Below are 17,486 nucleotides of genomic sequence, written 5' to 3'. Positions count from 1 at the left end.
TTCACTTCTCGTCTTCGAGGGGGTACAAGCCGGGCAGGTTGACGACGATCGCCTCCTGGGTGCTCCGGGCGATCACCACCACTGCGGGGTTCTTCGGGTCTGGATTCTCTTCGCGATGGGGTACGAACGGCGGGACGAAGATGTAGTCGCCTGCGGTCGTTGCGATCCGGACTTCTTCGACGCCATCGTGGAAGACGAACTCGGGGTTGCCACTCCGGATGAAGATGGCGGTCTCGGATTCACCGTGGTGGTGATTGTCCGACGCCGTGTCGGGAGCGACGTGGGTTTCGCCCATCCAGATCTTCTCGGAGCCGACCGTGGTGCCACTGATCGCGGCAAAGCGCTGCATGCCTTCGGTTTGCGTCGTGTTGTCGTTGACGTCCGAGGCCTTCACATGGTGCAGGCGGGCACGCAACGATTGCTTCCCGTAGTCGCTGCTCGTGGTGTGGAGATCCGGATGAAAACCGTCGTGCGTACTCATGAATGAATTGTTTCCTTTGGTGCTTGTACTCCGGGCAGTTGGCCCAGGTTCCACTGTTGGAGAAGATCGGTGACGTGGGTCTCGAGGGTCGACCAGACAACCTGCCCCGTGTCGGCGACGCTTTGAGTCACCACCGCCCCTTCGATCGCCCGGACCACCTCGGCGACCGAGATCTCTGTGGCCGGACGTGCCAGCTGATAACCGCCGTCACAGCCGCGCTGACTGGTCACGATTCCGGCGCGTCGCAGTTGGCCCATGATGTTGACCAAGGAGTTCAGCGGCAGATCCCAGGTGCGGGCGAGGGTTTCGCATTTGACGGGTCCGTCATCATCGGACGCCAGCGTGGCCAGGGCCTTGAGGGTGTAGTTCAGGCGGGCCGAAATATGGACCGGCGCAGTTCGTCTCGATCTCAGCGGCGCCTCCGCGGCAGCCGCGGCCGTGGTCCGGATGCCCTTGCAGACGTCCTCGAGGAACAACATGATCGTGGCGGCGACACTGCGATGCATCTTGTCGTTGAGGACGTCGTGACGACCGTCTTCGAATACCGAGATGCGGTACGAATCCGACTGGGTTGCCAGCGACGCGGCACGAGCCACGTCTGCGACGAGGTCATTTTCGCCATGGACGAACAGCACCGGTGCCGACGGTCCGTCGGTGTTGTACGCGACCGGGGTGGCGCCCAGGTGGCCCCAACCGAAAGCCTCATCGGAATCGAGCCGGGCCCGGTGCACGGGGCAGGCCGACCGCAGGTCGAGCTCTTCGGTGTGATCGGAAGGTGTTGGCGCGGACTGGGATTCGGGGCCTGCGCCGCTGATCACCACGGCGTCCGCACTCAGCGAATCAGCAAGGTTCCATGCGAGGGCTGCGCCGTTGTCGTGGCCGACGAGGATGCGCCCACCTTCGGTGTACGGGGCGAACAGCGCTGCCACATCCAGCGCATCGGTGACGGGCGGTACCACCACCCGGTAGCCGTCGAAAGCGATCCGCGTGCTGAAGCGTTCGTACACGCCCGGATGCTCACCCCGGCCGTGCAGCACCACAACGGTGCCGCGGACCGCGGCGGTGGGCTCGTAGACGAGGGGGTCGTTGTTGCTCAATGTGCTCCTGCCAATGCCGATTCCTGGCGCGCGGCAACACCGCGGCGTACCAGTGGGATCAGTTCTTTGCCCCACTCGATCACGTCGTCGTAGGGGTCGTAACCGCGGATCAGCAGTGCGTGCACACCGATGTCCACGTAGTCGAGTAGTGCGGCCGCAACGGTTTCGGGCGTGCCGACCAAGGCGGTGGAGTTGCCCTTCGCGCCGGAAGCCGCCGCCGTGGCCGTCCACAGGGCGCGATCGTGGCGCTCGCCGGCAGCGGCTGCCTCGAGCAGGCGTTGCGAACCGACGTTGGTGGTGGCGTTCTTGTCGTAGCGGGCGCCGGTGAAGGAGTGACCGTTCGTGGATTTGATGGTCTCGAGGATGCGGTGGGCGCGCGCCCAGGCCTCTTCTTCTGTGCGCCCGATGATCGGACGGAAGGAGACGCTGAACTTGATGTCGTCGGTGCGGCCTGCCGCTGCCGCGGCTTCGCGGACCGAGTCGATCTGTTCTTTGGTCTGCGCCAGCGGTTCGCCCCACAGGGCGAAGACGTCGGCGTGGGTTCCGCCGACCCGGTAGGCATCGGCCGACGACCCGCCGAAATAGATCGGGATCCGGGGCGTTTGGACGGGGAAGACTTCCGAACGAACATCGTTGACCTGGTAGTGATCTCCGCTGTAGTCGAACGATTCGGTGCTGGTCCAGACCAGTTTGAGCAGCTCGATGAATTCGGCGCTGCGTGCGTAACGCTCTGTCTTGGAGAGGAAGTCGCCGTCGCGTTGCTGATCGGCGTCACTGCCACCCGAGATGATGTGCACGGAGGTGCGCCCACCGCTGAACTGGTCGAGGGTGGCCAGGGCTCGAGCCGCGACCGTGGGCGCGACAAAGCCGGGACGATGTGCGATCAGGAACTTGAGCCGCTCGGTGTGTGCCGCAGCGTATGCGGCCACCTGCAGGCCGTCGGGAGTGCTCGAACTGTGCCCGATGAGTACACGATCGAATCCGGCTTCTTCGTGGACTTTGGCGAACCGGGCGACAAAGCCCGGATCGACGGCATCTGTCGTCGGCGCGTGGATCTCCGAGACGTGTTGAGTTCCGATCATGCCGATGATCTCGACGTCGGCGTCGTTGCTCACGAGTTGGCTCCCTGTTTGTTGGTGTCGGGTGTGTTGGCGCGGAGTGTGTTGGCACCGGGGTCATCTGTGCCGAATAGGGTTGTGTGAACGCCCAGCCAGCCGAGGAGCTGGATGCGAAGCGCGGCGAGGTCGGGTGCGGCGATGTCGCGGGGGCGTGCGGTGTCGAGGGTCAGGTCGTGGGCGATCTGACCGTCTTTCATCACCAGTACCCGATCGGCCAGGATCAGGGCTTCTTCGACATCGTGGGTGACCAGCAGGATCGCGCAATCGTGTTTGCGCCACAGTTGTTCGACGAGATCCTGCATCTTCAGCCGGGTCAGGGCGTCGAGCGCCGAGAAGGGTTCGTCGAGCAGCAGCAGATCAGGCGAGCGGACCAGGGCCCGGGCCAGTGAGGCACGCTGTGCTTCGCCACCGGAGAGAACCTTCGGCCACACCGTTGCCCGGTGGCTCAGTCCGACCTCGTCGAGTGCGGCGAGTGCGGTCGCCTTGTTCGCGCCTTTGAGACCGAGAATGATGTTGCGCCAGACCTTCTTCCACGGCATCAACCGTGGAGCCTGGAACGCAACTGCCCGCGCTTGCGCCACGGTCACATCGCCGGAGATATCGGCGTCGAGTCCGGCGAGAATACGCAGCAGTGTGCTCTTTCCGCAGCCGCTGGCACCGAGGAGGGCAACGAACTGACCGGGCTCGATGTCGAGATCGAGGTTGTCGATGACGTCCTTGTCACCGAATGTTCGGGTCAACCGGCGGACCGTGACCGGTAGGTCGTCGGTCCGGTCCGGGGTCACGCTCCGCTGAACGCCGGTCGCCATGACAGGAGGGTCCTTTCGAGGAATCGAACGATGAAGTCGGCCACCAGGCCCAAGAGTGCGTAGAGCACCAGACAGACGATGATGGCGTCGGTGCGGAAGAACTCGCGGGCCGTGTTCATCTCGTAGCCGATGCCCGCGGTGGCGTTGATGGTCTCGCCGAACACCAGCGCCAACCAGGCCGATCCGAGCGAGTAGCGAAGGCCGGTCAGTGCATTGGGCAGGGCCGCGGGCAACACGACGTTGCGCACCTGACCGAACCAGCTCAGGCCGAGGGTTCGGGCGGCCTCGATGAGGTTGGAGTCGACACCGCGGATACCGGCGTAGATGTTCAGGTACAGCGGGAAGGTCACTGCGAGTGCGATGAGCAGGATCTTGGGCTCTTCGCCGATGCCGAACCAGACGATCAGCAGTGGGATGAGTCCGATGACCGGAACAGTCCGGAGCATCTGGATGGGCGCATCGATGATGTCTTCGCCGAGGCGGAACAGGCCGGCGATGGTTGCCAGCACGGTGGCGACGGCCAAACCGATGGCCAGGCCGAACAGGACGCGTTGCAGTGATGTGGTCACTGCGTCCTGCAGGCTTCCGTCTTCCCACATGTCACGCGCGGTCTGGAACACCTGCCACGGGGTGGCCAGTGTGTCCTCGTCCAGAACGCCGGTGTCTCCGAGGATCTGCCACAACACCACGATGGCGACGGGGCTCAGCGTCTTGATCGCCCAGCGCGGAACCTTGCGCCTGCGCTTCGATCCACCTTCGGGTGTGAGGCGCGTTGTTGCGACCTTCCGGGTCGGTGAGACGGGTGGCGCATCTACGGTCATGATGTCTCCGTCCGCGCTGTCGTGGTGCAAGGCATGGGGGAACGGTAATCCTGGCCTTGAAGGTTGGGAAAGACAAAGATTCACGGTGAGCAAAAGGCCCGCGCCGGATTTTGAGCAAGGTTATTAGATGTGCTAATTGAACACGCACTCTCACGTCAGGAGAGATCCAGACCGCGAAAACCGATGTGATGGGCGCTAATCCGCGACGAACCGAACCTGTCTGCCCGGTACCAGCTGCGCTGCAGCGTCGATCGATTCCGCCACCAGGACTGCGACCACCGGGTAGCCGCCGGTGGTGGGGTGATCGGCCAGGAAGATGACCGGTTGTCCACCAGGCGGTATCTGCACCGAGCCGAGCGCGACCGGTTCCGACCGCAGTTCGCCGGCGTCGCCGCGCAATCGCAACTCCTGATTCCCGTCGAGACGTACACCGACACGGTCGGAGTTGGCGTTGACCGTCCAGATGCCGGTGTAGAGGCCGGCCGGGTCTTCCAAGTGGGTGAGCCGTGGGCCTGCAGATGCGTACAGCGGCACGGGCCGGTGGGGGTCGAGCACATCCCACGGTGCTTCGGTTGCCGACGGCCAGGGCCCTGCCAGGTCTCCGACGGCGAGTTCGTCGCCGGCGCGTAGCGGGGCCGGGCCCAAACCCGACAACAGATCGGTCGACCTCGACCCCAGCACCGGTTCGACGTCGATGCCGCCTCGTACCGCCACGTACGTCCGCAGGCCACTGCGAGGGGCCGGCACGAACAACTCCGCGCCTGCGAGAAGCACTGTCGCGTTGTGGTGTCCACGGTCGACGCCGTCGATCTGGGCGTCGGCGGGTGCCCCGGTCAGCGCGATCAGAAGTTGACGTCGGGCTGAAAGCCGCAAGCCGCCCAGGGTCACCTCGAGGCCGGCCGCGCCTGCGGTGTTGCCCACCAGCCGGTTTGCCAGCTTGAGTGCCCGTCGGTCGGCAGCACCGGACAGCGGGACGCCGAGGTCGCCGTAGCCTGCGCGACCCAGATCCTGGACTGTGGTCAGTGGTCCCGGCGCGACCACCACGAGGTCGGTCATGAGCCCACGCCCACATCGGTGAACCGGACCACTGCGCCCGGGCTCAGTAGTGCCGGACGTTCGGAGTTGGTGTCCCACAACGTGATATCTGTGCTACCGAGAAGCCACCACCCGCCGGGACTCTCGCGGGGATAGGCGGCGCTGTAACCGGCCGCGACCGCAACCGAACCGGACGGGACGCGCGGTCGGGACTGCTCCCGTCGGGGCAGGGATGTCAGGGCCATTGCGGTCGAATTGTGTTGTGGCACCAGATAACCGAATCCGGGTGCGAATCCCATGAATTGGACTCGCCACAGGGTCTGGGAGTGTGCGGCGATGGCGTCGGCGACCGACAGTTCGGACCGCTCGGCTGCCTCACCCAGATCGATGCCGTTGTAGCGCACCGGAATCGCGATCGGTTCGACGTCCTCTGTGGGGTCGGTGGAGCCTTCGGCGAAGTCGACATGACGCAGCGCGCGCCGGATCGATAGTTCGTCCAGGCCTGCTCCGGGCTCGGCCTGCACCAGGACGGTCTCGGCAGCCGGGATCACATCGAGGACGCCGGGCAGCAGCCCTGAGGACATCGCGGCTTTCAGGACCGAATGCGCCTTGAGTGTCGCGATCGACGGGTGCGGCTCACCGCTGAAGTCGAGCAACATGGCATCGCGCCCGGCGGGTAGTTCACGCATCTGGCCGCCGCACCTTCCTGCCGCTCATCTCCCGACCCTTCGTTCCTTCGTTTCACACCGAGTAAAGCAGCAACGGCTCCTTTGGGCGCCCGGTGAAATCGAGACTGGCGGTGGCGGTGATGGCAGACTTCAGGCGTGGGTGGATACAGCATTGAATCGAACGGATACAGCGCCGAGATCGCAACAGCGGGTGCCGGACTGCGCGCGGTGCGTTGTGGTGATCGGCTCCTCACCGAGACCTGGGAGATCGAACCGGGGGTCAAACCGCCGATGTCCGCCGGTTTGGTCCTCTCTCCGTGGCCCAACCGGACCGGTGACGGTACGTACACCTTTGACGGGACGACCCATCACCTGCCGATCACCGAGGCCGGCCGCAACAACGCAAACCACGGCTTCGTCCGCATGGTGGACTGGAACGTCCTCGACCAGACCGCGTCATCGGTGAAGCTGGGTGTTTCGGTGGGGCAGCATCCGGGATGGCCGTACGACCTTCAGCTGACCGCCGACTATGTCGTCGGCGCCGACGGATTGACCGTCACCCACACCGCCACCAACAACGGCGCCGAGTCCGCTCCATATGCCTTGGGGCAGCACACGTTTGTCCGAGTGGGGGACGACCCGGCCGATGACTGTTCGCTGCAACTCGCAGCTCAGCAGCACCAGCCGCTCGACCCGGAGCGGCAGCTCCCGAGCGGAGATCCGGTCGATGTCGCCGGTACCGACTACGACTACCGAACCCCGCGACCGCTTGCCGGGCAATGGCTGGACACTCCGTTCACCGCAATGGTCGCCGATGAGGGCATCATCACGCACCGGCTGATCGGTCCGACCGGCGCAACAGAGTTGTGGACCGACCTCAATTTCGGCTGGGTTCAGGCGTTCACCGCCGATCCCTCGCACGATCAGGCCTATCCCGGACGCGGGCGCGCCGTCGCGATCGAACCGATGACCGCACCTCCCAATACGCTGGCGTCGGGAATCGACCTCATCGTTCTGGAACCGGGGCAGGTCTGGACCGGACGCTGGGGCCTGAGATTTCAGGCGCCGGGTCGACATCGGGGAGTGGAGCAGGCGTGAGAGAGATCGTCGTATGCGGTGAGGGGTTGGTTGATCTTGTTCCGGCAGGCGGCGATCCGCTCGATCCACTGACACCGGCGCTCGGCGGTGGTCCGTTCAACGTGGCCATCACACTCGGGCGCCTGGGTTCGGCGGTGTCGCTGTGTTCGCGATTGTCGACCGACGGATACGGGCAGGCGCTGACGGAGGCATTGCGCGGCGCGGGGGTGAACCTGTCGCTGCTGCAACGCGGTCCGGAACCGACAACGCTGGCGCTGGCGAGCGTCGGCGCCGACGGATCGGCGCAGTATTCCTTCTACCTCGAGGGCACCGCCGATCGGCTGGTGACCGATCCGGGTCCACTGCCCGGAACCGTCGGCGCACTGGCCTTCGGGACCCTGTCGATGGTGCTGGAGCCGGGTGCGAGCGTCTACGAACAACTGTTGCGTCGCAGCCATGCGGAGGGACGGCTGACACTCCTCGACCCCAATATCCGGTCCGGTGTCATCGACGACCCGGACGGCTATCGCCGCCGTTTCGCCAGTTGGCTGCCCGACCTCGACATCGTGAAGGTCTCCGACGACGATGCGGCCTGGTTGGCCCGCGGTCCGGCCGGAACCGGCCCGGAGCAGTGGCTGCAGGCCGGCGTTGGCGCGGTGCTGATCACCCGCGGCGGCGACGGACTGACCGCCATGACGACCGATTTCACCGTCGACGTGAAGGCCCCGCCGGTCGCCGTCATCGACACGATCGGAGCGGGCGACACGATTTGCGGTGCGGTGCTCCACCGACTGGGGGTCCGGCGCATGCTCGACCCGGTGCTGATGCGTAGGATGAGCCGTAATGACTGGTCAGAGGCGCTGGAGTTTGCCGCGAAAGCAGCCTCGGTGACCATCTCACGGTCTGGGGCGGACCCTCCATGGGCGGGCGAGCTGTAAACCGACTAAGTTATTAACGGGTTGCACGGCCGGTTCGACCGGTTCGACGACTCTGGATTCAAAACATCTGTATCCGGTCCACAAGACCGGTCAGCCCGTCGAAAAGGGGAAGACCCAGTGTCCGCCGAAACAGTGTCCGCCAATGGAGCCGCAGCGGAGGCAAACGCCACGTTCAGCTATCCGGGCGGAGAGATCAAGCTTCCTATCGTCAAGGCCACCGAAGGCAGTGACGGGGTCGGGTTGGGCAAGTTCCTTTCCGACACCGGGCTCACCACCTTCGACGGCGGGTTTGTCAACACCGCTTCGACAAAGTCCGCGATCACCTATATCGATGGCGATGCCGGAATCCTGCGTTACCGGGGATATCCGATCGAGCAGCTCGCAAAGGGTTCGAGTTTCCTGGAGGTCAGCTACCTGCTGATCAACGGTGAGCTCCCGACGCCGACCGAGCTCGACGGTTTCACCAACAAGATCAGCCGGCACACCCTGCTGCACGAAGACCTCAAGCGCTTCTTCGACGGCTTCCCGCGCAACGCGCACCCGATGCCCGTCCTGTCGAGCGCCGTCAACGCCTTGAGCGCGTACTACCAGGATTCGCTGGACCCGAAGGATCCCGAGCAGGTCGAGCTCTCGACCGTTCGTCTGCTGGCCAAGCTGCCGACCATCGCGGCCTATGCCTACAAGAAGTCGGTCGGCCAGCCGTTCCTGTACCCGGACAACTCGCTGAGCCTGGTCGAGAACTTCCTGCGGATGACCTTCGGCCTGCCCGCCGAGCCCTACGTGGTCAACCCGGACATCGTCAAAGCCCTCGACATGCTCTTCATCCTGCATGCCGATCACGAACAGAACTGTTCGACGTCGACCGTGCGTCTGGTCGGGTCGTCGCAGGCCAACCTGTTCACGTCGATCTCGGGCGGCATCAACGCGCTGTGGGGCCCGCTCCACGGTGGCGCCAACCAGGCGGTCCTGGAGATGCTCGACGAGATCAAGGCGTCCGGTGGCGACACCAAGGCGTTCATGAACAAGGTCAAGAACAAAGAAGACGGCGTCAAGCTCATGGGCTTCGGGCACCGCGTCTACAAGAACTACGACCCGCGTGCGGCGATCGTCAAAGAGACCGCGGACCAGATCCTGCAGCTCCTCGGCGTCAACGACGACCTGCTCGACATCGCGAAGGGTCTGGAAGAGGTCGCCCTCTCGGACGACTACTTCATCTCTCGCAAGCTGTACCCGAACGTGGACTTCTACACGGGCTTGATTTACCGTGCGATGGGGTTCCCGACCCGGATGTTCACCGTGCTGTTCGCTCTGGGTCGCTTGCCCGGATGGATCGCACACTGGCGTGAGATGAACGCCGACCCGACCGGAAAGATCGGCCGTCCGCGGCAGATCTACACCGGATACACCGAACGTGACTACTTGAAGATGGATCAGCGCTGAGCCATGAGTAAACCTGAGATTGAAATGCCGCAAGGCCCCGCACCCGCCGAACTGGTGACCACCGACCTGGTGATCGGAGACGGCCCGGAGGCTGTCGCCGGTGGCGTTGTCGACGTGCACTATGTCGGTGTCGAATACGAGACGGGCGAAGAGTTCGACTCATCCTGGAACCGCGGTCAGTCCGCGAACTTCCCGCTCGACCGGTTGATCCCGGGCTGGCAAGAAGGCATTCCGGGCATGAAGGTCGGCGGACGCCGTCAGCTCATCGTCCCGCCGCTGCTGGCGTACGGCCCCGAAGGTGCCGGACACCGGTTGTCGGGCAAGACCTTGATTTTCGTGATCGACTTGCTGGGTGTCGGCTAACCCGTTACCCAAGCGTTCTAATGAAAACCCTGCACGTGAACCGTGCAGGGTTTTCTCTTGTCTGCAGCACGTACTGCACCTGAATTTCGATCGAACCCCGGCACGGTGCCTCGTCGCCGCGGATAGGTTGGCACCGTGATCGCACAGCCGTTCATCTATGAGATCAATACGTGGCCGTGGCTGAAGGATCTCGGCACCGACCTGGCCGGCGTTCCCGACCACGTGTGGGACACGATCGCCGATCTGGGCTTCGATGCGGTGTGGCTGATGGGGGTGTGGCAGCGCAGCCCGGCCGGCCGGTCGATCGCACTGGCGGACGCAGCGCTCATGCAGTCCTTCGAGGATGTCCTCCCGGACTTCACCGCCGATGACGTAGTCGGATCCGCCTACTGCATCCGTGACTATCGGGTTGATGACCGCCTGGGCGGACCGGAAGGTCTGGCCGTCGCCCGGCGCGCGCTGGCCCGGCGGGGCCTGTCCCTGATTCTCGACTTCGTCCCGAATCACGTCGCATCCGATCATCCCTGGGCCCACAGCAATCCCGACTATTTCATCACCGGCACCGATGACGACCTGCGTGAGGACCCGGAGTCGTTCGTGGAGGTCAGTGGAACGATTTTCGCGAACGGGCGGGATCCGTACTTTCCGGCCTGGCGTGATGTGTTGCAACTCAACACTTTCTCGCCGGAACTGCGGGCTCAGATCGTTTCGACCCTGATATCGATCGCCGAGCAGTGCGATGGGGTCCGCTGCGACATGGCGATGCTGCCGCTTCACGATGTGGTGACCCGAACCTGGGGTGAGCGTGCGGGTGACCCGCCTGGCGACGAATACTGGACGACGACGATCGCCGCGGTGCGCCGGGTCCATCCGGACTTCACGTTCATCGCGGAGGCCTACTGGGACCTCGAATCACAGCTTCAGGAACAGGGATTCGACTACTGTTACGACAAGCGTCTCTACGACGCTTTCGCCGGACACACAGGCGCCGAAGCTGTTCGGCAACACCTCCTCTCCGACGCCGGCTATCAGCGCGGGCTACTCAGATTCCTGGAGAATCATGACGAACCGCGCGCCGCGGCAACCTTTGGTGCGGACGAAGAAAAGGCGGCGGCTGTTGCGACATTCACTGCGCTCGGCGCCAAGCTGATCTACGACGGTCAACTCTCCGGGGCGGCCACGCGGTTGCCGGTGCAACTCGGACGAGGTCCGGTCGTGGAGCCGAACAAGGATTTGGCCGAGTTCTATCACGCCTTGCTCAGGTCGCTGCGCGAGAACGTTTGGCGCACCGGCGATCTGGTGCCGTGCGCCGTGACCGGGTGGGAGGGCAACGATTCCTTCGGGGATCTGTTGGCGTGGACCCGCAGTGGCCGGAGTCGATGGCTGGTGGTGGTCAACATCGGCGACAAGCCGGCCTCCGGCAAGGTCGCTACCGGCTGGGATGATCTGAGCGGCAGTCAGTTCCGGCTGGTCGACAACACCCGGGACATCGAGTATCTGCGCAGCGGTGACGACCTGAGTGCCGGATTGTTCGTCGAGCTCGACCCGTGGCTGTGGCACCTTTTTCGGATCGAACCTGCCGAACCTGTGACCGAGGAGCGTTCGTGATGGAGCATCGTCAGCCGCCCGGCGGTACGCGTGAACACGATCGACTCGCAGAGGCGACAGGTCGGCTCGAAGACGGCTTGCACGAGGCGAACCCGTGGTACGAGTGGGGTCCGTATCTCTCGGAGAGAGCTTGGGGCACGGTCCGGGAGGACTACAGCGACAACGGCGACGCCTGGTCGTATTTTCCGCATGAGCATGCCCGTTCGCGTGCCTATCGGTGGAATGAGGACGGCATGGCAGGCGTCTCGGACGTCGGCCACGAGTTTGCCCTCGCGCTCGCGCTGTGGAATGGGGCCGACCCGATCCTCAAGGAGCGGATGTTCGGTCTCACCGGACCGCAGGGCAACCACGGTGAAGATGTCAAAGAATGCTGGTGGTATCTGCAGGGATTGCCGAGTCACGCACTGCTGCAATGGCGTTACCACTATCCGCAGGCCGCGTTCCCGTATCAGGACCTGATCGACGAGAACGCCCGGCGTGGGCGGGAGGAGTTCGAATACGAACTGCTCGACACCGGTGTCTTCGACGACAACCGTTTCTGGATCGTCGATGTCACCTATGCCAAGGCCAGTCCCACGGACCTGATGATGCGGATTGACATCACCAACAACGGGCCCGACGAACAGACCATCGACGTATTGCCCACCGGCTGGTTTCGCAACACCTGGAATCCGGACGGCAACGGTGACCTGCCGGATCTGGCGATGCAGGACGGTGCGGTGGTGCTCGAACATCATCGGCTCGGTGGCTATCGGCTGCAGGCGGCGGTCGCCGACGACGGTACCGAACCGCAGGTGTTGTTCTGCAACAACGAAACCAATATCCCGAAGATCTTTGGAGGGGAGCCGATCACGGCCTATCCCAAAGACGGGATCAACGACCATGTTGTCGCCGGCGCTGACACCGTGAATCCGGATCAGCGTGGGACGAAGGTGTCGTGGCGGTATCGGTTGTCGGTACCGGCGGGGCAGAGCGTCCAGTTGCGCCTTCGGCTCGCAGATGCCGAATCGGCTGTGAGCAAGGCTGATTGGTCCGACACATTCTTCGATGACACTTTTGCCGATCGACAGCGGGAAGCCGATGAGTTCTACACCGCGCTGGCGCCCGCCGACATCGACACCGAACGCATGCGCATCCTCACCCAGGCCAGTGCCGGCCTGATCTGGAGTAAGCAGATGTACTCCTACGATGTCGGTCGGTGGCTCGACGGAGATTCCGCGCAGCCGTCTCCGCCGCCAGGGCACCGGACCGGCCGCAACACCGGGTGGCGTCATCTCGACGCCAACGACATCCTGGCCATGCCCGACCCCTGGGAATACCCCTGGTTTGCCGCCTGGGACTTGGCATTCCACGCGATTCCCTGGGCGCACCTCGACCCGGCTTTCGCGAAGTATCAGCTGGTTGTACTACTACGCGAATGGTTCCAGCACCCCAACGGTGCGCTGCCAGCGTATGAGTGGAGCTTCGACGATGTGAACCCGCCGGTTCATGCGTTGGCCGCGCTCCGGGTCTTCATCATCGATGGTGCCAAAGATGTTCAGTTCCTCGAACGCGTCTTCCAGAAGTTGTTGCTCAACTTCACCTGGTGGCTCAACCGGGAAGATCCCGAGGGCAACAACATCTTCGGCGGCGGATTCCTCGGCCTGGACAACATCAGTCCGGTTGACCGGTCCCACCTACCGCCGGGCAGCACTCTGGAACAATCCGATGGCACCGGCTGGATGGCGTACTACTCGAGTGCGATGCTGGCCATCGCCCAGCACCTCGCCGACTTCGATCCGGTCTACGAGGACATGGTCACCAAGTTTCTCGAACAGTTCGCATTGATCGGCGAGGCGCTCGACCGATCGGGACTGTACGACCGGGAGGACGGCTTCTTCTACGACCGCCTCACGGACGCCGCCGGAAATTGTTCGGCCATCAAGGTGAAGTCGCTGGTCGGGGTGATACCGGCCCTGGCAGCGGCAACGGTCTCGATCGACGACGCCAGCCGTGCCCAACGGCTCCGTAAACGTTTTCGTCGTCGGTTCAGTGATGTGGAGGCGCAGAACCGTCGATCCTGGCGGATTCGGTCGGACGGGAAGGGACACACCAAGGTTCTGCTCTCCGTGCTCGACGCCGATCAGCTGCGCCGACTTCTGGGCACGGTCTTCGACGAGGACGCATTGCTCTCACCGTATGGGCTGCGGTCGTTGTCGAAGGCGTACTCCGTGCCCTACGAACTACCGAATGCGGACGGGGCGATCATCGATTACGAGCCGGCGGAGTCGCGGACCGCGATGTATGGCGGCAATTCGAACTGGCGTGGACCGGTCTGGTTCCCGGTCAACTATCTGGCGATCCGCGCGTTGGTGCAATACGGACGGTTCTTCGGGGAAGAAACCAAGATCCCGTTTCCCACCGGCAGCGATACCGAACAGACGTTCTTCGAGATCGCCCACGAGATGGCCGAACGTCTCATCGCCATCTGGTTGCCGGACGCGAACGGCAGGCGCCCGGTCTACGGCGGGACGGAGATCTTCCAGAGCGATCCGGCCTGGAAAGACAACCTGCAGTTCAGCGAGTACTTCCACGGCGACAACGGTGCCGGCCTCGGAGCCACCCACCAGACCGGATGGACGGCGTTGGTGATCGATCTACTGCTGCGTCCGCCAGGTCATTCCCACCACTGACCCGCCGGGCGCGCTCACCGTGCACGATGGAGGCATGAGTGAGCAACCGATTGTGCTGTGGCTGCGTCGGGACCTGCGACTGAGTGACCTTCCGCCGCTGCTGGCCGCGCAGGGGCGCGAGGTGCTGGCCTGCTTCGTGCTCGACCCGGTGCTCGAGGCCTCGTCGGGCGCTCGCCGGCTGTCGTTTCTCTACGATTCGTTGCGCGACATCCACGATCAGCTCGACGGTTCGCTGCTGGTCGTGCGCGGCGCCCCGGAGTCGATGATTCCGAAGGTTGCCCGGTCGCTCGACGCGGAGGCCGTGCATGTCAGTGCCGATTTCGCGCCGTACGGTATCCGGCGGGACGACAAGGTCCGAAAAGCATTGGGTGACATACCCTTGCGGGCCGACGGCTCACCGTATGCGGTGGCCCCCGGGCGAGTCCTGAAAGACGATGGAGAACCTTATCGAGTGTTCACGCCGTACTTTCGGCGGTGGCGCGATCACGGCTGGCGGGCACCGGCAGATAGCGGCGTCGGCAGTGCAACGTGGGTCAACCCGGACGACGTGTCCGGGGTTCGTGGGATCACGATACCGAACGCCAACGCCGAGTTGGACTTTCCCGCCGGTGAACGAGCGGCATACGAGCGCTTTGCGGAGTTCATGGCCGACGACATCGTGGAATACGGAACCCAGCGCGACCGGCCAGATCTGGACTCGACCAGTCGGATGTCGGCGTATCTGAAGTTCGGCAACATCCATCCACGCGCGATGCTCGCCGACCTCGACGCACGCGAAGGCGAAGGCCGCGCCGCGTACATCCGCGAACTGGCCTTCCGTGATTTCTATGCCGACGTGCTGCATCAGCGTCCGGACAGCAGCTGGTGGAACCTGAACCAAAAATTCGATGCGATGGAACATGATTCGGGCGCCGACGCCGACGCGGATTTCGCCGCGTGGTGCGAGGGCAAGACCGGATTCCCCATCGTCGATGCCGGAATGCGGCAGCTGCTGGGTAGCGGATTCATGCACAACCGGGTCCGGATGATCGTCGGATCGTTTCTGGTCAAGGACCTCCATCTGCCCTGGCAACGCGGCGCCGCCTGGTTCCTCGACCAGCTCGTCGACGGTGACATGGCCAGCAATCAGCATGGCTGGCAGTGGGTCGCCGGTTGTGGCACGGATGCCGCCCCGTACTTCCGTGTGTTCAATCCGACCACGCAGGGCAAGAAGTTCGACCCGTCGGGGGACTACGTGCGGCGCTGGATTCCAGAACTGCGGGGCATCGGCGGAGCCGCGGTGCATGAGCCCGGCGCGCTACGTCCCGACGACTATCCCGAGCCGATCGTCGACCACAAAGTGCAGCGCCAGGTGGCTCTCGACCGCTACAAGAACCTCCCCTGAACCCGACGGGGATGTCGGCTAGCGGGCTTTCCACTCGGGTGGACGCCTGCTGAAGAACGCCTCTATGCCTTCGCGCATGTCGTCGGATGCGACGACGGTTTCTTTGGCACGCTCGGTGGCCTGCCACCCCGCGACATCGGCGTCGGTGTTCAGTTCGGCCAATGCAGCAAGGGTCGCCCGCACCGCGACCGGTCCGGATTGGTTGATGTCGTCGGCCAGGGTCAGCGCGTCGGCCAGAGCCTGCCCGGGTTCGCTGACGATGTTGACCAGACCCAGATCGAAGGCCCGCTGCGCAGTCAATCCGGTGCCGGTGATCAACAACTGCTTGGCGATGTTCGGTGGCAGCGCCCGGGTGACCCGGAACAGGGCACCCGATGTCGCGACCAGTCCTCGGCGGCTTTCTGGCAGTGCCATCATCGCGGTGGTCGCAGCGACGATGAGGTCACACGCCAGCGCGATCTCCAGACCGCCGCCCATGCACGGCCCCTCGACGGCCGCGATCAGTGGCTTGATCCGTTTGCGTCTGATCACGCCGTACTCGCCGCCACGGTCGGTGTGGGCGCCGACGCCCGCGCGCAGATCGGTGCCCGCACAGAAGACCTTGGGGGTGCCGGTGATGATCCCGGTCCACAAGTCGTCGTCATCGTCGAGACGGTCGAGGGCCGCACTGATTCCGAGCGCCATCTCGACATCGATCGCGTTGCGCTTCTCTTCGCGCTCGAGGTGGACGATCAGCGTTCGTCCATGGACTTCTTCGCGAATGGGCATGCTCAGAACCTATCAATCGCAGCAGGGCTGAACACGAGATCGCCGGTGCACCCGAGTATCTGGGTGCACCGGCGATATCGGTGATGTGTTTGTCAGACCCGCTTGTTGAGGTCCGGGTTCTCCGCGTAGACCTCGGTGATGAGCGACATGTCGAACATCTGCTCGGCGCTGACGTCGTACCCGGCCTTGGCCAGTGCCTCGATGTTGAGATCGATCATTGCCGGGGAAATGGTGAGCAGGCCGTTGACCTTGGTCTCCTCGGAGACGATCAGCAGGTTCTGGGCCTGCGCTTCCAGGGTCTGCTCAGCGACCTCGAGTCCGAGGTCCTTGCCGTACTTGGTCACCGCGAGCTCGGCAGACTTTGCCGGGTCGGCAACCGCGTCGTACCAGCCCTGGATATCGGCTTTGAGGAAGGCCTTGAGCTTGTCACGCTCGTTGTCGATTGTTTCCTGGCGCACCACAAGCGTTTCCGCGACGAGTGGCAGGTTGAAGTCCGCGAACAGGAAGTTGGTGTTCGGGAAGCCGCCCGCGGCCAGGGTGATCGGTTCGTTGGTCACATACGAGACCCAGCCGTCCACCTCGCCGGTGGTCAGTGGCGTGGGGTCGTACTGGACTGTGATCTTCTGGACATCGGACTCGGTCATCCCGTTAGCGGTGAGCAGTGCTTTGAAGACGTTCTCGTTGGAGGCCTGCACGCCGATCTTCTTGCCCTTCATGTCTTCCGGCGACAGAATGGGCGTTTTCTCACTGGACACGATGCAGAAGGGGTTCTTCTGGAACGTTGCGGCGATGGACTTGAGCTTGGCACCCTGCAGCACCACCGGTGCGGTCAACTGCGGTGAGGACATACCGATCCACACCTTGTTGGCTGTCAGACCGGTCTCGACGCCGGTACCCGGGCCGCCGCCGGTGATCAGTTCAGGTGTCCCGAGTCCGACTGCCTCGTAGTAGCCGTTCTCGATTGCGAAGTACTCACCGGCGAACTCGATGTTCTTCTGCCACGACAGCTGGACCTTCGGGTTGGTGGTGCTGCTTCCGCTGCTGTCACTGCCGCCGGAGCTGCAGGCGGCCAGCACGCTGGCGCTACCCACGGCGCCGCCGGCGATCATGGAGTACCGAAGAAACGATCGGCGGTCGAACGTGTAGGCCATGTGTTGACTCCTTGGTTGTGATTGCTCGACGCTGACGTTAGGGCGGTTCGGTTTCC

The 17,486-nt window shown here is 63.9% G+C and carries 16 protein-coding genes; 7 read left to right on the top strand and 9 right to left on the bottom strand.

The genetic code is table 11. The features are described from left to right. Position 1: 1 nt before the first annotated feature. The 7 genes from AC56PL_RS24035 to AC56PL_RS24005 form a co-directional block, all read right to left on the bottom strand. A complete protein-coding gene (locus tag AC56PL_RS24035) occupies positions 2-481 on the bottom strand; it encodes a cupin domain-containing protein (RefSeq protein WP_482140115.1) in 480 nt (159 codons plus the stop codon). Then, positions 478-1,578: an Rrf2 family transcriptional regulator gene (locus AC56PL_RS24030; RefSeq protein ID WP_497155376.1), complete on the bottom strand. Its 1,101-nt coding sequence runs from the start codon at positions 1,576-1,578 to the stop codon at positions 478-480. The genes AC56PL_RS24035 and AC56PL_RS24030 overlap by 4 nt, the downstream gene beginning before the upstream one ends. After that, positions 1,575-2,693, bottom strand: coding sequence for an LLM class flavin-dependent oxidoreductase (locus AC56PL_RS24025; protein ID WP_497155375.1), 1,119 nt, complete (start codon positions 2,691-2,693; stop codon positions 1,575-1,577). Before AC56PL_RS24025 ends, AC56PL_RS24030 begins: the two co-directional genes overlap by 4 nt. After that, complete coding sequence (locus tag AC56PL_RS24020; RefSeq protein WP_497155374.1) at positions 2,690-3,505, bottom strand: ABC transporter ATP-binding protein; 816 nt, start codon at positions 3,503-3,505, stop codon at positions 2,690-2,692. The genes AC56PL_RS24025 and AC56PL_RS24020 overlap by 4 nt, the downstream gene beginning before the upstream one ends. Next, the gene (locus AC56PL_RS24015) at positions 3,478-4,326 is read right to left on the bottom strand and encodes an ABC transporter permease subunit (protein WP_495517577.1); all 849 of its coding nucleotides are present in this window, start codon (positions 4,324-4,326) and stop codon (positions 3,478-3,480) included. The genes AC56PL_RS24020 and AC56PL_RS24015 overlap by 28 nt, the downstream gene beginning before the upstream one ends. Positions 4,327-4,521: 195 nt before the next feature. Next, on the bottom strand, positions 4,522-5,382 hold the full coding sequence (locus AC56PL_RS24010; protein WP_497155373.1) for a 5-oxoprolinase subunit C family protein: 861 nt from the start codon (positions 5,380-5,382) through the stop codon (positions 4,522-4,524). Then, a complete protein-coding gene (locus tag AC56PL_RS24005) occupies positions 5,379-6,050 on the bottom strand; it encodes a 5-oxoprolinase subunit B family protein (protein ID WP_497155372.1) in 672 nt (223 codons plus the stop codon). The genes AC56PL_RS24010 and AC56PL_RS24005 overlap by 4 nt, the downstream gene beginning before the upstream one ends. Positions 6,051-6,185: 135 nt before the next feature. On the opposite strand from AC56PL_RS24005, the gene AC56PL_RS24000 reads away from it, so the two are divergent. The 7 genes from AC56PL_RS24000 to AC56PL_RS23970 all read left to right on the top strand — a co-directional run bounded on the left by AC56PL_RS24000 (position 6,186) and on the right by AC56PL_RS23970 (position 15,511). Then, complete coding sequence (locus tag AC56PL_RS24000) at positions 6,186-7,127, top strand: aldose 1-epimerase family protein (protein ID WP_497155371.1); 942 nt, start codon at positions 6,186-6,188, stop codon at positions 7,125-7,127. Then, complete coding sequence (locus AC56PL_RS23995; RefSeq protein WP_497155370.1) at positions 7,124-8,044, top strand: carbohydrate kinase family protein; 921 nt, start codon at positions 7,124-7,126, stop codon at positions 8,042-8,044. The genes AC56PL_RS24000 and AC56PL_RS23995 overlap by 4 nt, the downstream gene beginning before the upstream one ends. 117 nt (positions 8,045-8,161) lie before the next feature. Beyond that, positions 8,162-9,484, top strand: a complete 1,323-nt coding sequence (locus AC56PL_RS23990; protein ID WP_495517582.1) for a citrate synthase — start codon at positions 8,162-8,164, stop codon at positions 9,482-9,484. 3 nt (positions 9,485-9,487) lie between these two features. Further along, positions 9,488-9,847 carry an FKBP-type peptidyl-prolyl cis-trans isomerase gene (locus tag AC56PL_RS23985; protein WP_495517583.1) on the top strand — a complete coding sequence of 120 codons (360 nt, stop codon included), beginning with the start codon at positions 9,488-9,490 and terminating at the stop codon, positions 9,845-9,847. Positions 9,848-9,982: 135 nt separating this feature from the next. Beyond that, a complete protein-coding gene (locus AC56PL_RS23980) occupies positions 9,983-11,455 on the top strand; it encodes an alpha-amylase family glycosyl hydrolase (RefSeq protein WP_497155369.1) in 1,473 nt (490 codons plus the stop codon). Further along, positions 11,455-14,127: an MGH1-like glycoside hydrolase domain-containing protein gene (locus AC56PL_RS23975; RefSeq protein WP_497155638.1), complete on the top strand. Its 2,673-nt coding sequence runs from the start codon at positions 11,455-11,457 to the stop codon at positions 14,125-14,127. Before AC56PL_RS23980 ends, AC56PL_RS23975 begins: the two co-directional genes overlap by 1 nt. Before the next feature lie 34 nt (positions 14,128-14,161). Then, on the top strand, positions 14,162-15,511 hold the full coding sequence (locus AC56PL_RS23970; RefSeq protein ID WP_497155368.1) for a cryptochrome/photolyase family protein: 1,350 nt from the start codon (positions 14,162-14,164) through the stop codon (positions 15,509-15,511). An 18-nt stretch (positions 15,512-15,529) separates the two neighbouring features. Here the strand turns inward: AC56PL_RS23970 and AC56PL_RS23965 are convergent, their stop codons facing one another. Further along, a complete protein-coding gene (locus AC56PL_RS23965) occupies positions 15,530-16,279 on the bottom strand; it encodes an enoyl-CoA hydratase-related protein (protein WP_497155367.1) in 750 nt (249 codons plus the stop codon). 92 nt (positions 16,280-16,371) lie between these two features. Continuing rightward, the gene (locus AC56PL_RS23960; protein ID WP_497155366.1) at positions 16,372-17,430 is read right to left on the bottom strand and encodes an ABC transporter substrate-binding protein; all 1,059 of its coding nucleotides are present in this window, start codon (positions 17,428-17,430) and stop codon (positions 16,372-16,374) included. Positions 17,431-17,486: the final 56 nt, after the last annotated feature.

The organism is Williamsia sp. Y721, assembly GCF_059683565.1.
The sequence above is the reverse complement of the archived record's forward strand: the minus strand, read 5'-3'. Positions and strand labels throughout refer to the sequence as shown.

What these genes read in the sequence shown, in the direction of transcription:
- AC56PL_RS24035 (WP_482140115.1), bottom strand. Translation starts at nt 481, where the DNA reads ATGAGTACGCACGACGGTTTTCATCCGGATCTCCACACCACGAGCAGC.
- AC56PL_RS23985 (WP_495517583.1), top strand. Translation starts at nt 9,488, where the DNA reads ATGAGTAAACCTGAGATTGAAATGCCGCAAGGCCCCGCACCCGCCGAA.
- AC56PL_RS23975 (WP_497155638.1), top strand. Translation starts at nt 11,455, where the DNA reads ATGGAGCATCGTCAGCCGCCCGGCGGTACGCGTGAACACGATCGACTC.
- AC56PL_RS24010 (WP_497155373.1), bottom strand. Translation starts at nt 5,382, where the DNA reads ATGACCGACCTCGTGGTGGTCGCGCCGGGACCACTGACCACAGTCCAG.
- AC56PL_RS23970 (WP_497155368.1), top strand. Translation starts at nt 14,162, where the DNA reads ATGAGTGAGCAACCGATTGTGCTGTGGCTGCGTCGGGACCTGCGACTG.
- AC56PL_RS24015 (WP_495517577.1), bottom strand. Translation starts at nt 4,326, where the DNA reads ATGACCGTAGATGCGCCACCCGTCTCACCGACCCGGAAGGTCGCAACA.
- AC56PL_RS24005 (WP_497155372.1), bottom strand. Translation starts at nt 6,050, where the DNA reads ATGCGTGAACTACCCGCCGGGCGCGATGCCATGTTGCTCGACTTCAGC.
- AC56PL_RS24020 (WP_497155374.1), bottom strand. Translation starts at nt 3,505, where the DNA reads ATGGCGACCGGCGTTCAGCGGAGCGTGACCCCGGACCGGACCGACGAC.
- AC56PL_RS23960 (WP_497155366.1), bottom strand. Translation starts at nt 17,430, where the DNA reads ATGGCCTACACGTTCGACCGCCGATCGTTTCTTCGGTACTCCATGATC.
- AC56PL_RS23965 (WP_497155367.1), bottom strand. Translation starts at nt 16,279, where the DNA reads ATGCCCATTCGCGAAGAAGTCCATGGACGAACGCTGATCGTCCACCTC.